At 35.4% G+C, this 12542-nt stretch carries 12 protein-coding genes; 7 read left to right on the top strand and 5 right to left on the bottom strand.

The features are described 5' to 3' along the window. The first annotated feature begins 20 nt into the window (after window positions 1-20). Complete coding sequence (locus NWE55_RS12645) at window positions 21-452, top strand: hypothetical protein (protein WP_230381491.1); 432 nt, start codon at window positions 21-23, stop codon at window positions 450-452. 70 nt (window positions 453-522) lie between these two features. Here the strand turns inward: NWE55_RS12645 and NWE55_RS12650 are convergent, their stop codons facing one another. After that, window positions 523-1140 (bottom strand): hypothetical protein, encoded by a 618-nt coding sequence (locus tag NWE55_RS12650; RefSeq protein WP_155091274.1) that lies wholly within the window; start codon window positions 1138-1140, stop codon window positions 523-525. Between the two features lie 1009 nt (window positions 1141-2149). Here NWE55_RS12650 and NWE55_RS12655 point away from each other — a divergent pair. Both NWE55_RS12655 and NWE55_RS12660 read left to right on the top strand, forming a co-directional pair. Then, window positions 2150-2350: a hypothetical protein gene (locus NWE55_RS12655; RefSeq protein WP_155091275.1), complete on the top strand. Its 201-nt coding sequence runs from the start codon at window positions 2150-2152 to the stop codon at window positions 2348-2350. Window positions 2351-2609: 259 nt separating this feature from the next. After that, window positions 2610-2810, top strand: coding sequence for a hypothetical protein (locus tag NWE55_RS12660; RefSeq protein WP_155091276.1), 201 nt, complete (start codon window positions 2610-2612; stop codon window positions 2808-2810). 153 nt (window positions 2811-2963) lie between these two features. Here NWE55_RS12660 and NWE55_RS12665 read toward each other — a convergent pair whose 3' ends face one another. Both NWE55_RS12665 and dinB read right to left on the bottom strand, forming a co-directional pair. After that, a complete protein-coding gene (locus NWE55_RS12665; RefSeq protein ID WP_258204140.1) occupies window positions 2964-6026 on the bottom strand; it encodes a DNA polymerase III subunit alpha in 3063 nt (1020 codons plus the stop codon). Between the two features lie 32 nt (window positions 6027-6058). After that, window positions 6059-7240, bottom strand: coding sequence for a DNA polymerase IV (gene dinB / locus NWE55_RS12670; RefSeq protein WP_155091278.1), 1182 nt, complete (start codon window positions 7238-7240; stop codon window positions 6059-6061). Between the two features lie 84 nt (window positions 7241-7324). On the opposite strand from dinB, the gene NWE55_RS12675 reads away from it, so the two are divergent. Both NWE55_RS12675 and lgt read left to right on the top strand, forming a co-directional pair. Further along, entirely contained in the window at window positions 7325-8098 is a 774-nt protein-coding gene (locus NWE55_RS12675; RefSeq protein ID WP_155091279.1) for an XRE family transcriptional regulator, read from the top strand. A 188-nt stretch (window positions 8099-8286) separates the two neighbouring features. Continuing rightward, the gene (gene lgt, locus NWE55_RS12680; RefSeq protein WP_258204141.1) at window positions 8287-9138 is read left to right on the top strand and encodes a prolipoprotein diacylglyceryl transferase; all 852 of its coding nucleotides are present in this window, start codon (window positions 8287-8289) and stop codon (window positions 9136-9138) included. A gap of 74 nt (window positions 9139-9212) precedes the next feature. Here the strand turns inward: lgt and NWE55_RS12685 are convergent, their stop codons facing one another. Next, window positions 9213-10277, bottom strand: coding sequence for a 2,3-butanediol dehydrogenase (locus NWE55_RS12685; RefSeq protein WP_258204142.1), 1065 nt, complete (start codon window positions 10275-10277; stop codon window positions 9213-9215). A gap of 500 nt (window positions 10278-10777) precedes the next feature. Here NWE55_RS12685 and NWE55_RS12690 point away from each other — a divergent pair, with 500 nt between their 5' ends. After that, the gene (locus NWE55_RS12690) at window positions 10778-11380 is read left to right on the top strand and encodes a hypothetical protein (protein WP_155091282.1); all 603 of its coding nucleotides are present in this window, start codon (window positions 10778-10780) and stop codon (window positions 11378-11380) included. Window positions 11381-11455: 75 nt separating this feature from the next. Here NWE55_RS12690 and NWE55_RS12695 read toward each other — a convergent pair whose 3' ends face one another. After that, window positions 11456-11956, bottom strand: a complete 501-nt coding sequence (locus NWE55_RS12695; RefSeq protein WP_258204143.1) for a hypothetical protein — start codon at window positions 11954-11956, stop codon at window positions 11456-11458. A 95-nt stretch (window positions 11957-12051) separates the two neighbouring features. Between NWE55_RS12695 and NWE55_RS12700 the strand changes: the two genes are divergently transcribed. Continuing rightward, on the top strand, window positions 12052-12534 hold the full coding sequence (locus NWE55_RS12700) for a helix-turn-helix transcriptional regulator (RefSeq protein ID WP_258204144.1): 483 nt from the start codon (window positions 12052-12054) through the stop codon (window positions 12532-12534). The last annotated feature ends 8 nt before the right edge of the window (window positions 12535-12542 follow it).

Consider the following 12542-nt stretch of genomic DNA (forward strand, 5'->3'; position numbering starts at 1 on the left):
TCAATTTAAAAACAATAAATATGTACGTAGGGATAAAACATTTACATTCTTTTATGGGATATGTGGTGCTATTAGGTATTTTAATTTCAATAGTATATGCTTGGAAGGCGTATATGAGTAATCAGCCGTACAATAAAAAGATAGCGGCTATAGGGCTGGGAGCAACCCACTTTCAAATTGTAGCAGGTGTTTTGATGTATTTTCTTTCTCCTTGGGGTATGAAAAGCCTCAGTGCAGATGCCATGCAGGATACTTTATTGCGACTTTACACAGTTGAACATCCGCTTGTTATGATTATTGCTGCAGTGATCATCACTATAGGTTTTTCAAAGGCAAAGCGCTTGAAAGATGCTAAGAAACAAAACCGTACTGTTGCTGTTTACTATGTGATTGGTTTAATATTAATATTAAGCCGAATACCATGGATGTTTTGGCCAGTAGCTTCTTATTAATTTTACTTTTTAATTATCGATTTTTTTTGTTTAATAGGGTGACTGAGAAGTCACCCTATTATTGTTTACTTTAAAATGATAAACGTATAATGCGGTCTAATTTTTCTTTATCAATATCAGGAGAGAATTCATTGTATAGTTCTTGTTTTAATAACGATACAATCGAAAAGAAATCCGAAGTAAGAGTTAAATAGTATTGTTCTACTTTCTCTACAGATTGATTCTCAGCAACTTTTATTTGACTGCTTTCTATCATCAAATTGCCTACGTGAACTAAGATTTTATCGAATGTCTCTGCTGAGGTATGCATTTGAAGAAAACCGAATTCAAATATAAGATCATGTAGGTTGTTCACTTCCTTTTCTATCTTCTTACCTGTAGCCAAGTGAGGACTAAGCGATTCTCGTTGTAAGATTGTGTTTAGTTGTGTTAGGAATTGAAAGAAAACTTCCTGTTTCTTTTCAAAAACCATTAAGTGTCGCTCTCTTTTTTCTTCACTTTTAGTTTGTCCTTGTAGTAGTAAGACTGTTATAATAGCCGTAATTACAACACCAAGTAATGTTCCAAAGAATTGAGCAGGTAAGGTGTTTAATTCAAATATTTCGAAGGTAACAGCTGTAATCAAGAAAATGATTGTACATGCAATAATACCAAGCCTTGCCCAATCTGTTTTTTTTAGTAGGTTCATCAGTTAATAAAACTAAATAATTATACTAATCAAAGTAAGTCTATTTTTTATTGATAATCAATAGGCGTATAGTATAATATCTATGAATTTGTTTGTATGATAGTATTTTAAAGTCTTTTTTGAGCATTATTACCTGACCGTATATTGTCCTAAAGTTGTATTAAAGTTATAGTCATTTGGAGATAGAATCAGTAATTTTACTTCTTGTAAACAGGTAGATAATCCTGTTTTTCTATTTGTTATAAGTTGAATCAATAATATATGAACATTATTTAGTCAGTCATAGTAGTAAATAAGTTTATTATTGCATAACCATAGTTTAGGCACTCTTTTATAGGGTGCCTTTTCGTTTTTATATCGTTGAGATCTTAATGATTAAGGATCTGCTTGATCAATTAAGGGATGACAGGATATAAGTTTGCTTCACATTGGGTTATTATTCAAATTATGTTTCAGCTTTTTCTTGTTGATTATTCAACTTTGGATTGAATATAAAACCTGTTTTCTTTGGACTTTCTTTCACTTTTCTTGCTGTATCCTTGCACTTTTACTCGCTGAAAGGTGCATTTTAGCAGGAAAACCCCTAGCAATCTCCTAGAAAACCCCAAGAAAGTCCCATCTATTTAGTACTGATTTACTAATTATCCTTTTGGATAAGCACTTTTGATATAATGCCAGTTTTATCTTTTAGCTGTTAAGGTAGTTTTAATAGATGCTTTATTACTGATTTCAATTTTGTGGTCTTTGACTACGCTGTAAATGGATTTCATTTCAGACTCAATAGGCAGTAATTATATGACTTGCTACGTAGGCTAACTTTTGATGCTGGTACTGTATTTTGAAGAAAATTCAGTAAAATGATTTTTATTTGAGTTTATTATATAGAATTGGTTTAAATAGTGAAAATGAAATAATAATTGCTAAAATTGTATTAAAATTTAATCCAAAAACGGGCTAAGCCTATTATATGTGCTATATTTACTACAGTAGTAAAGAAAAAAGTTAGATTATGAAAACAAGAGCAATGTTCGATTACGCACGTTTAGTTTTAGAAAATGTTAGTTTCGATCCTAAGTTGTTTTATAAGGAACTAAGAAAAGCCATCAACCATTTATTACCTTATGATGTAGAACAACTATCGAATTGGGTAAATGGATATGTACAAGATAAACCAGAGCTACATGATTCATTAAATTTAATAAACGCATAATATTAAAAAGCACTTCGCATGAAGTGCTTTTTTTATTTTTGTTGCGAATTCATACTGATTCATTAGCTTGATATCGGTTTTGAGATAACAATAAAGAATATTAACGCAATAGTTTATTATTTATTGTTCTTTTTAGATTGAAAAAAGATAATATTTTGTTTAGTTATTAAAATTTTATTAATTTTTATTTGAATAGTATATAATAAATAATTAAATGCTTAAGTTTATAGTATAATAAAAAACACTAAATGTATAAAGAATGAAATCACTTAATATGTTTGAGTTTGCTAGAACAATTTTAGAAAATGTAAGTTTCGATCCTCAGTTGTTTTACAAAGAGCTTCAAAAAGCAATTAAACAATTGTTACCATATGATGTGGATCAATTAACGAGTTGGGTATCAGGTTATGTAAAAGAAAAACCTGAACTACAAGGTTCATTAAAATTAATTAACGTTTAAAATATGCAAGCATCCCTTGAATTGGGATGCTTTTTTTATCGTTATTTCAAAGCTCTAATTCGTTTTTTAGAGTAGGTAAAAGAATTCATAAGGTTGGTTATTGATAGATTAAATCCCTTGCTTTGTTGTCATAGTAGGGGATTTTTATTAAGGCTAATTTGTTTTGAACTTCATGCGATGTCTGGGTAAATTGATCTCAGTTACTTTAGGATAGGCAGCGCGATTGGTACCACTGAAATCTTCTTTTAAGATTTGCTGTGATTGACTACTTTTTTCATCCTCATAATGATAGCGTGGATCATTTATAAAAGGCATTTTTGCCATTTTTACTATTTGGATAGAAGGGAAGTGATACTCTACTTCGACTCTACCAAGTAGTAAATAACAGCCTCCTCCTTGAAAGGGGTATTGCTGTAAACTATAGGGAAAGTGTATAGTGTCAAAGTAATCTCCATTGCAATCAATCCAAGTACCAAAATACATAGTCCCTTTACTTGTAGGTACGTGTTTTCTCGCAATGAGATAGGCTAACATACGCACTGTTGTTTTATGGTGTTTCATGAGGTCTTGCACCATTACATCTCCTCTAAATTTTGTTTTTAATAGGTCAAAGGGGGTGCATGAGATACTAAATCCCAATAGTTCTATCTCGTCAAAAGCATCTTCGTAAACGGAGCGTTCCAGTACGGGGAAGTTATACTCTTGTATTGGCTCTTGAAGCAAAGTTAGTGTTTGTGGTTGTTTGGGATGTGCAAAAAGTAATCTGGCCTGTATGAGTAATTCATTTTTTTGTTTGCCAAAACTGTGGAAAGCTCCAATAAATATCAATTTTTGTAGGGATTCTATTCCAATATCTACCCGCTGTGTGAAATCAGCTAAAGAAGTGAAATCGCCTTTACATGCTCGTTCGTGTAGTATGGCCTGTATTAACTCTGTATTGATACCCTGAATAAACATAAAGCCCAAATAAATGGTCTTGCCTTGTATAGTGGCCTCCATATCGCTGTGGTTTACACAAGGTGGTAGGATAGTGGCTCCAGACATTTTGGCCTCGTGTACATAGACTTCTGTGCGATAAAAGCCTCCTTGATTGTTAATCACAGCGGTAATAAACTCCAAGGGATAGTACACTTTCAAGTACAAGCTTTGGTAGCTTTCTATAGCATAGGAAGCAGAATGTGCTTTGCAAAAAGAATATCCTGCAAAAGATTCGATTTGACGGTAAATTTCCTCACTTAGTTCTCTTGGGTGGCCTTTGTCCAAGCAACATTCGAAGAATCGCTCTTTGATTGAAGTAAGTGCGTCTTTGCAGCGCGTCTTTCCACTCATTGCCCTACGCAGTATATCGCCATCTGCGGCAGGTAAACCAGCGTAATGTAATGCAATTTTGATTACGTCTTCTTGGTAAACCATAATGCCGTAGGTCTCTGCTAATTGCTGTTGGAATACAGGGTGGAAGTATTCAAAGCCTGTTGGGTGGTTATGTCTATAGATGTATTCTTGCATCATTCCACTTTGTGCTACTCCTGGCCTTATAATAGATGAGGCTGCGACAAGTACTTTGTAATTGTCGCATTTTAATCGTCTCAGTAGCCCTCTCATGGCTGGGCTTTCAATGTAAAAACAACCTATTGTATGACCTCTTTGCAAATAGTCATTGCAGTTTATTTCGTCTTTTGATATAGCAATATTTCTAATATCCAGGTTAATACCTTGATTGGCTTTAATCAGCATGACTGCATCGTTAATATGACCTATTCCGCGCTGGCTCAGAATGTCGAATTTGTCAAAGCCAACCATTTCAGCAATATGCATATCAAATTGTGCTACAGCAAATCCTTTGGGTGGATAATCCAAAGCTGTATAGTTTGTTATAGGCGTTTCTGAAATTAGAACTCCACAAGGGTGCATAGTACGTTGATTGGGGAAGCCTTCCAACATTTGACCATAACGGTGAATGAGTTTTACAATGCTGTTTGGCTCATGTTGCTCAAGTGTATGGCGAGTCAGGCTGTCTAACTCTTCTTTGGGTAGTCCGTAAACTTTACCTATTTCGCGTATAATTGAGCGGTATTTAAAGGTGGAGATCGCTCCACAGAAAGCTACGTATTCCGATCCATAGCGTTTAAATATATAGGCTAATATAATATCCCTGTCTCTCCACGACCAATCGATGTCAAAATCAGGTGGTGATTTTCTGTTTTCATTGAGAAAACGCTCAAAGTATAAATCCAGTTCTAAGGGACATACATTGGTAATGCCCAAACAATATCCAATGATACTATTGGCTCCGCTACCTCTACCGATATGCATAAACCCCATGCTATTGCTATATCTGATAATGTCCCAAGTAATTAAAAAGTACCCAGCAAAGTTTAGTTGATCTACTACCTTGAGCTCTTTTTCTATGCGCTGTTTTGCCTGTTGATGATCTTGTCCATAGATGTGTTTCATCCCTTGATAAGTGAGTTGGGTCAACAGTTCCATATCCGCTTTTCTATTTTGGGTATAGTGTTGCTTATTTCGCGGCTTATGCAATTCAAATTCATAGTTACAAGTATCGATGATTGCCTTTGTATTTTCGACAATCACTGGATAATCTGCAAAGTGACTTATTAGTTCAGACTCCAAGATAAAAGTATCTGTTGTACAGGCGCAATCTTCTGGAGCTAATTTAGACAGTAAGGTATTTTTGTCTATTGCTCTTAGAATTTGATGCACAGTAAATTCATCTTCACTGTGGTGATTAACACTGTGAAGGACAACCATTTTATCTATCTTTTGTTTCCATTTGTTTTGGTAGAGTAGGTTTACCTGATGATTAGTAATGCCGATATACTCTTGCTTATTTAATTGATTGGGTACATTGTCAAGGGGATAGATAACAATACAATGTTCAAATATTGGAGCAAATTCAGGTAAGGGGGCCTTTGATTTATTGTAGGCTGTTCTAAAGGAGCTTATCTCAGCTATGGCTCTTGTCTCTTTTGCTAAAATAATATATAAAAGTCCGCGATTATCTCTAAACTCCATTCCTACAAGGGGCTTTATTTTGGCCTGCTCGCATAGGGTGACAAAGTCATAAATACCATTAAAGGTGTCAATGTCTGTTAGGGCAATAGCGCTTGCTTGGTGTATTTGGGCTTGCTTGACAAGTTGGTCTAAAGGCAGCATACCGTAGCGCAGACTGTAATATGAATGACAGTTTAAAAACATAGTTTTTAATAGTGAGAATTAATGTGTGTTTGCTATTTGTCGATTATCTGTTTGATTTGCTTTTCTCTGTGCTTTAAGTTTGCGGCCGCACAACGAGTTACAGCATCTATTCCATATCTCTTTTTCATTTTATCCATAGCCTGATACAAGGCCATGAGCTCTTGGGTGTCTTCAAATAAATCTATTTGATAGGTCCCTCTAACTAGTCCGCTAAACTGAATGCCAATTAGTCGAAGCCTCATTCTCCTAAGGTATAAACGGTCGAATAATTCATAGACAAGTTGACTTAGGGTGTGATCAGCACAAGTATAGGTAACTCTTTTTTGTTTTGTTTCGGTATCGAAATTTGCATATCGAATTTTCACTGTAATCACTGAAGTAAGCCATTGCTCTGTTCTGAGTTGAAAAGCCAATTTCTCTACCATCCCCAATAAAATGGATTTGATTAAGACAATATCAATTGTATCTTGATCAAAAGTGTGTTCTGTCGATATAGACTTGCGTTCTCTATACGGCTCTACAGGAGTAAGGTCGATTCCATTGGCTTTTTTCCATATATCTACACCGTTTTTCCCGAGCATCTGCTGCAAGACTTGTATAGGCATTTCCGATAGTGTTTTGATATTTCGTATTCCTATTCTGGACAAAGTAGTATAAGTAACCTCGCCAAGCATGGGAATCTTGCGAATCGACAAAGGGTTGAGAAAAGGTCGAACTTGTAAAGAGGGAATGCTCAATGCTCCCATGGGTTTGGCCTGACCAGTTCCAATTTTAGAAACTGTTTTGTTGATCGATAAAGCATAACTCAGGGGAAGCCCAGACTCTTTTTTTATTTTTTCAATCAGTTCACTTGTCCATTTATATGTCCCAAAAAAACGGTCCATTCCCGTGAGATCCAGGTAAAATTCATCTATACTTGCCTTTTCAACAACGGGGGCCTGCTCGCAGATAATATCCGTTATTAAGTGGGACATATTGGAGTAGAGTTGCATATCTCCTTTGATGATTTTGGCTTGAGGACACAGTTTCATCGCCATGCGAATAGGCATAGCAGAACGCACGCCAAAATAACGAGCTTCATAGGAGCAACTCGCAACTACACCGCGATCGCCTCCTCCAATAATAATGGGAAGCCCATTGAGAGAGGAGTCCTGTAAACGCTCACAAGAGACAAAGAAAGTATCTAAATCTAAATGTGCTATTGCCCGATCCATTTTAATGAAGTTCAAAATTTATTAAACGAAATTACTATATATGTTAGCAATATTTATTATATTTGATGCTATAAATAGTAGCAAATGTCATTTTTAGCAGATAACATCCGGTATTTGAGAGCACAGAAAAGTATGTCACAACAAAAGGTGGCAGACGAATTAGTAATTACACGTGCTCGTTATTCGAAATATGAAGAGGGAGCCTCTGAGCCACCTTTGGAAGTATTGTTGCGCATCTCTCGTTTTTTTCACGTGAGTGTCGATCTTATGATTTCGGTAGATTTGCGCAAAGTTCCTATGCAAGATTTATTAAAGCTTGAGGATAATCGTATTTTGTTGCCTATTATGGTGGATTCTACCACGGGGAACAACTATATAGAGATTATTCCTCATAAAGCTCGAGCTGGATACCTTACAGGATATGCGGACCCTGAGTTTATTCAAAATTTGGAGCAAATATCTCTTCCTTTTCTTAGAGAGGGAAAATATAGGGCTTTTCCCATAGAGGGGGATTCGATGCCTCCTCATCAAGAGGGGTCTTTTATCATTGGAAGTTATATTGAGCGTTTAAGCGATGTTAGGGACGGTAGAACTTACATTGTGATAACAGCTAATGAAGGAGTGGTGTATAAGCGCGTGTATCGCATAGATGAAGAAACTTTCGAGTTGCACTCAGACAATACCTTCTATGAGCCTTATACTGTAAAGGCTTATGATATTATTGAAATTTGGGAATATGCTTGTAGTATTGCCACTCAGGAATTCAAGCCAGAGGATTTAGAGGAACCAGATACCAAGGCTATGTTTAAAGAAATTCGATATATGTTACACAATATCGCCAGTCATGTAAAGAGGTAAAGACTATCTTAACTGTTAGTCTACAATAAATAGTAAGCGTTTAAAAGAGCAGTATGGTTCTTTTAAGCGCTTTTTTTGATCTGTTTAAAACTAACAATAAGGGATGTGAATTGTGGATTAATTAAAAAAATCACTCATTTGTAGGTGAATTTTATTACTTTGCACGCCTTAAATAAAACAACAAATAAATGAATTTAGCTGTGATGGTATGGGACGTTGATCCTGAGATATTCAAAATAGGAAGTGTTCCAATTAGATATTATGGAGTATTGTTTGCTTTGGGGTTGATTCTGGGGTACACTGCTGTAAAAACAGTATTTAATAAAGAGAAGATAGATATTAAATACCTGGATAAACTGCTTATTTATATTATAGTGGGGACGGTAGCTGGAGCGCGTTTAGGACATTGTTTGTTCTATGATTTTGAATATTATAAGAATCATATATTAGAAATTTTTATTCCTTTTCAGGAGATTAATGGCTCTTATACTTTTGTTGGGTTTCAAGGACTTGCGAGTCATGGGGGAGCAATTGGAGTGTTGTTGGCTATTTACTTGTTTTGTAGAAAGTACAAGGTAGGAGTGTTTTGGGTTTTGGACCGCATTGCTTTAGGCGTGCCAATTGCGGGTGCGTTTATTCGCTTTGGAAACTTTATGAATTCTGAGATATACGGAAAGCCAACAAGTGGAACATGGGGTGTTATTTTTGCCCAAGACGATATGATTGCCCGTCATCCCACTCAGCTCTATGAGGCATTGGGTTATTTGCTTAGCTGTGTGTTTTTGTGGGTATTGTACAAGAGCAATAAGGTAAAATCAAACGGAGTTATCTTTAGTTGGTTTTTAATATTGATGTTTACAACGCGTTTTATATTGGAGTTCTTCAAAGAAAATCAAGTAGAATTCGAACAAGATATGCTCCTTAATATGGGACAATGGCTTAGTATTCCTTTTATTGTTATTGGGGCAGGGCTATTGATTTTCCAAAGTAAGCTAAAGGGAGTAAGCGAGTTTGATCCTCGAAATTTGAAAGTAGAGTAGTTTACTTTTTCTATATGGTCAAATAAAAAACGCTTAGGGGATAACCTCTAAGCGTTTTTTGTCTATTATTGAATTTATCTATTGATATCAATAAGAATTTTTACCTGTTCAGGATTGCTTACTAAAGCTTCAAAACCTTGGTCTACAATCTGGTCTAATGCAATTTTGTTAGTTACTAATTTCTCTACTTGCATGCGGCCTGAATCAATTAAGTTGATTACCTCTGGGAATATATTTCTATAAGCAATAACTCCTTTAACAGTGACCTCTCTTAGTACTTGGTCCAAAGCATCGTGTTGTACTGGTTTTCCAAATAGAGCTACCAATACAGCAGTACCTCCATTGCGAGTAGAAGCAATCCCTGTGTTATAAGAGGCTTGTACACCTGCGCAGTCTAAGAATACGTTTACTCCTAAGCCCGCTGTTAATTCCTTAATTTTCGCAGGTAGATTATCTTCTGTGGCATTAAACACATGAGTAGCTCCGATTTCTTTTGCCTTTTCTAAACGCTTTTGAGCAACATCAGTGACAATAACAGTCGAGGCTCCTGCCGCTAAAGCCGCTTGAGCGCATAATAGTCCAATTGGTCCGGCTCCTGATATGAGAACAGTTTGTCCTACTTTTAACCCACTTTGAAGTACAGCATATACAGCCACAGCTGCTGGCTCTACTAATGCTCCTTGTTCAAAGGACATTGTATCAGGAATCTTGTGTACCATATAATCTTCTACTACCACGTAGTTTGCAAATCCACCGTTGCCAGATAATCCAATAAAACCTAAGTGTTCTCCTAAGTTGTATTCTCCTGAGGCTACAAATGGGCTGTCAAAGTTTTTGTAAATTGGTTCAACAACAACGCGATCTCCTTTTTTTAGATTTGTCACGCCTTGTCCTACTTCTTCGATAATTCCTGAAAACTCATGCCCAAGTGTTGTCACCCCTTGGTGTCCGTTTAAAGGGTATGGCTTGTCAAAGGGGATAAGTTGAGGCCCATGTACGTATTCGTGTAAGTCAGATCCACAAATCCCAGCATATTGAACGGCAATTTTTACTTGTCCTTTTGCAGGAGTGGGGATGTCGATAGTTTCCACGCGGATGTCTTTTGCTGCATACCAACGTGCTGCTTTCATAGTTGCCATAGTATAAATCTTTTTTTATGTCTTGTCCAAATTTACTGTAAAGACAATTTATTTTTAGTTTTTAAAAGTTAAAATAGAAGAAAAAAGTATATTGATTAACATTGTTTGTATTTGTTAACTTTTAAAAAAAGACAAGATTAGACTTTGTTTAAGAATAAGAGGATATAACTGTGCATCTGAATTGTATTTTAAGGTGTTATTTACTTATTTTACAACATAAATTACTTTTGTTGGTAATTGTTTTTTTTATTGTGTTAATCTGAAGGTTAGGTTTATCTTTTGTGTAAACAAAGTGTTATTGATATAATAAAGTATTAATAATGGCAATAACTACTTAGCTTTGTAGCTTTAAACTGACTTTAAAATGAATCGCATTTTTTCCGATGTAATCCAAAAGTATTGGGCTAAACAACTTATGGAGGGCAAAACTTCTACATACCGATGAACTGTTGACCTTACTAATTAGTAAAAATGTAAGTGAAAGTGAACAAATTGCCCTTGTGAAAATGAACAATGGACATTGTATTGCTACTGTTTGTGCGAGTAGTGAGTTTGCCAAACGAATTGCAAAAGAAGAGGATATGAGCTTGGAAATATTCCACTCTATTGTAAAGCAGATGGGGTTGAGACTCTCATGTGTTTATGGGCTTTACTACTTTGGTGAATTAGAAAAAGAAGATTTGATAGATGATTTTGAAGATGGGATTATTAGTACAGTTGGTGTTCGCAAGTTGTTAGCAGAAGATTCAGCATTACTCAAAGGGTTTGAATCATCTCTAATTGCAAGTGGTGTAGATGCGTTATCAGTTGATTTTGAAAAACAAAACTTATACGGGATAATTGAAAATGCGGAGTTAATCGCTATAGCCATTGCTGTTAAATGGAGGCAAAGTAATGAGATAGTGGATGTACAGCCTGTGGTATTACCATCATTTGATTCTATAGAGAATAGTACAAGGCTAATGCAGTTTGTGGCTTTTGACTTGTTTAAACAAGGGTATGAGTTTCAGTATAGGGTTATAGGAGATGATATCAATTCCAAGGCGCTTGCTGAATCAATTCCTCTGGAGTTGTTTGGACAATGGCAAAGTGTGTTAGTTTAATGGTGAAAGATGTAATCTAAGGCGCTTTATAGCTTAAAGGGAATCTTAGCTAAAGTTTCTTTAAACAATGTGTATTTAGGGTAAGGAAGTGCGGTATATTGTATCGTGTATACTAAAGAATCCCCTTTGGTTGTAGGCGCTGTCTTTTTTTGCTTCTATCCAACATTCTACAAACCATTTGGTAAGTATTTCATCTTTGCTTTGATCTAGTTGTTCTGTTAACTTGTCAAAAGCATCCAGTTCTTCTTCGGTTTCTCCCCATTGTTCTTCTAAGTCGTAAAAGGCTCTATCTAACTCCTTTGAAAAGATGGAGTCTGATATGTCTGATAGCATTTTCTTGGCACCAATAGAAATCACATCCTCTTGTATGTCCTGTGCCCAAACCACAATGTCTAAAGAATCATACATATACTCAAAGTAAAAACATTCGATAGACTCGAAGGAATATTCATTTTTTAAGGGTAGATAATCTCCTTCAAAAAGCATTTTCAAATTGGCTACCATGTTTTGTTGTAACAGACAAAGTCTATTGTTTAACGCTTGAATAAAGTATTGATGTTGTTTTTCGATCTCCATACAATTACAGATTATTGCTTAGTTTGTTTAGTGTAAAAATAGTAATTTCGAATTAACAACTGTTACGTTTTTTGGGAAGCCTATACATTTATCCAGTGAGTAATTTGATGTATGAGATGTTGATCTATGCTAGGCAGTGGAAGGGAATTATCCTACCTGATACTTGGGTGTATGAGTTTTTATCTACGATGAAGCACTATATTATGCAGCATCCAGGTAAATCATTTTCTATTCAATTGCCTACAACAGAAGAGCCTAAAATGTTGTTGATCACAGAGTATATGCAAAAGAATTTAGGAGAAGCATTAACTCTAAATGGAATAGCTGAGTTATTTGGCTATAGTGTGAGGACGTTGACAAGATTATTTAAATCTCATTTAGATATTTCGTTTTTGCAATATTTAAAGATGGTAAGAATGATTAAGGCTATGGAGCTTCTGATGAGTACAGATAAGAATGTGAGTGAAATAGCCTTCGATGTTGGCTATTCTAATATTGCTGCTTTTAGCAATACTTTTCAGCAATTGTTTAATGTCAGGCCAAGTGATTTCCAGATTTCAATGCACAATATAAAGTAAAAATAAAC

The organism is Myroides albus (assembly GCF_024722315.1).
GTDB lineage: Bacteria > Bacteroidota > Bacteroidia > Flavobacteriales > Flavobacteriaceae > Flavobacterium > Flavobacterium album_A.

What these genes read in the sequence shown, in the direction of transcription:
- lgt (WP_258204141.1), top strand. Translation starts at nt 8,287, where the DNA reads ATGAATTTAGCTGTGATGGTATGGGACGTTGATCCTGAGATATTCAAA.
- NWE55_RS12675 (WP_155091279.1), top strand. Translation starts at nt 7,325, where the DNA reads ATGTCATTTTTAGCAGATAACATCCGGTATTTGAGAGCACAGAAAAGT.
- NWE55_RS12645 (WP_230381491.1), top strand. Translation starts at nt 21, where the DNA reads ATGTACGTAGGGATAAAACATTTACATTCTTTTATGGGATATGTGGTG.
- NWE55_RS12685 (WP_258204142.1), bottom strand. Translation starts at nt 10,277, where the DNA reads ATGGCAACTATGAAAGCAGCACGTTGGTATGCAGCAAAAGACATCCGC.
- NWE55_RS12655 (WP_155091275.1), top strand. Translation starts at nt 2,150, where the DNA reads ATGAAAACAAGAGCAATGTTCGATTACGCACGTTTAGTTTTAGAAAAT.
- NWE55_RS12695 (WP_258204143.1), bottom strand. Translation starts at nt 11,956, where the DNA reads ATGGAGATCGAAAAACAACATCAATACTTTATTCAAGCGTTAAACAAT.
- NWE55_RS12650 (WP_155091274.1), bottom strand. Translation starts at nt 1,140, where the DNA reads ATGAACCTACTAAAAAAAACAGATTGGGCAAGGCTTGGTATTATTGCA.
- NWE55_RS12660 (WP_155091276.1), top strand. Translation starts at nt 2,610, where the DNA reads ATGAAATCACTTAATATGTTTGAGTTTGCTAGAACAATTTTAGAAAAT.
- dinB (WP_155091278.1), bottom strand. Translation starts at nt 7,240, where the DNA reads ATGGATCGGGCAATAGCACATTTAGATTTAGATACTTTCTTTGTCTCT.
- NWE55_RS12665 (WP_258204140.1), bottom strand. Translation starts at nt 6,026, where the DNA reads ATGTTTTTAAACTGTCATTCATATTACAGTCTGCGCTACGGTATGCTG.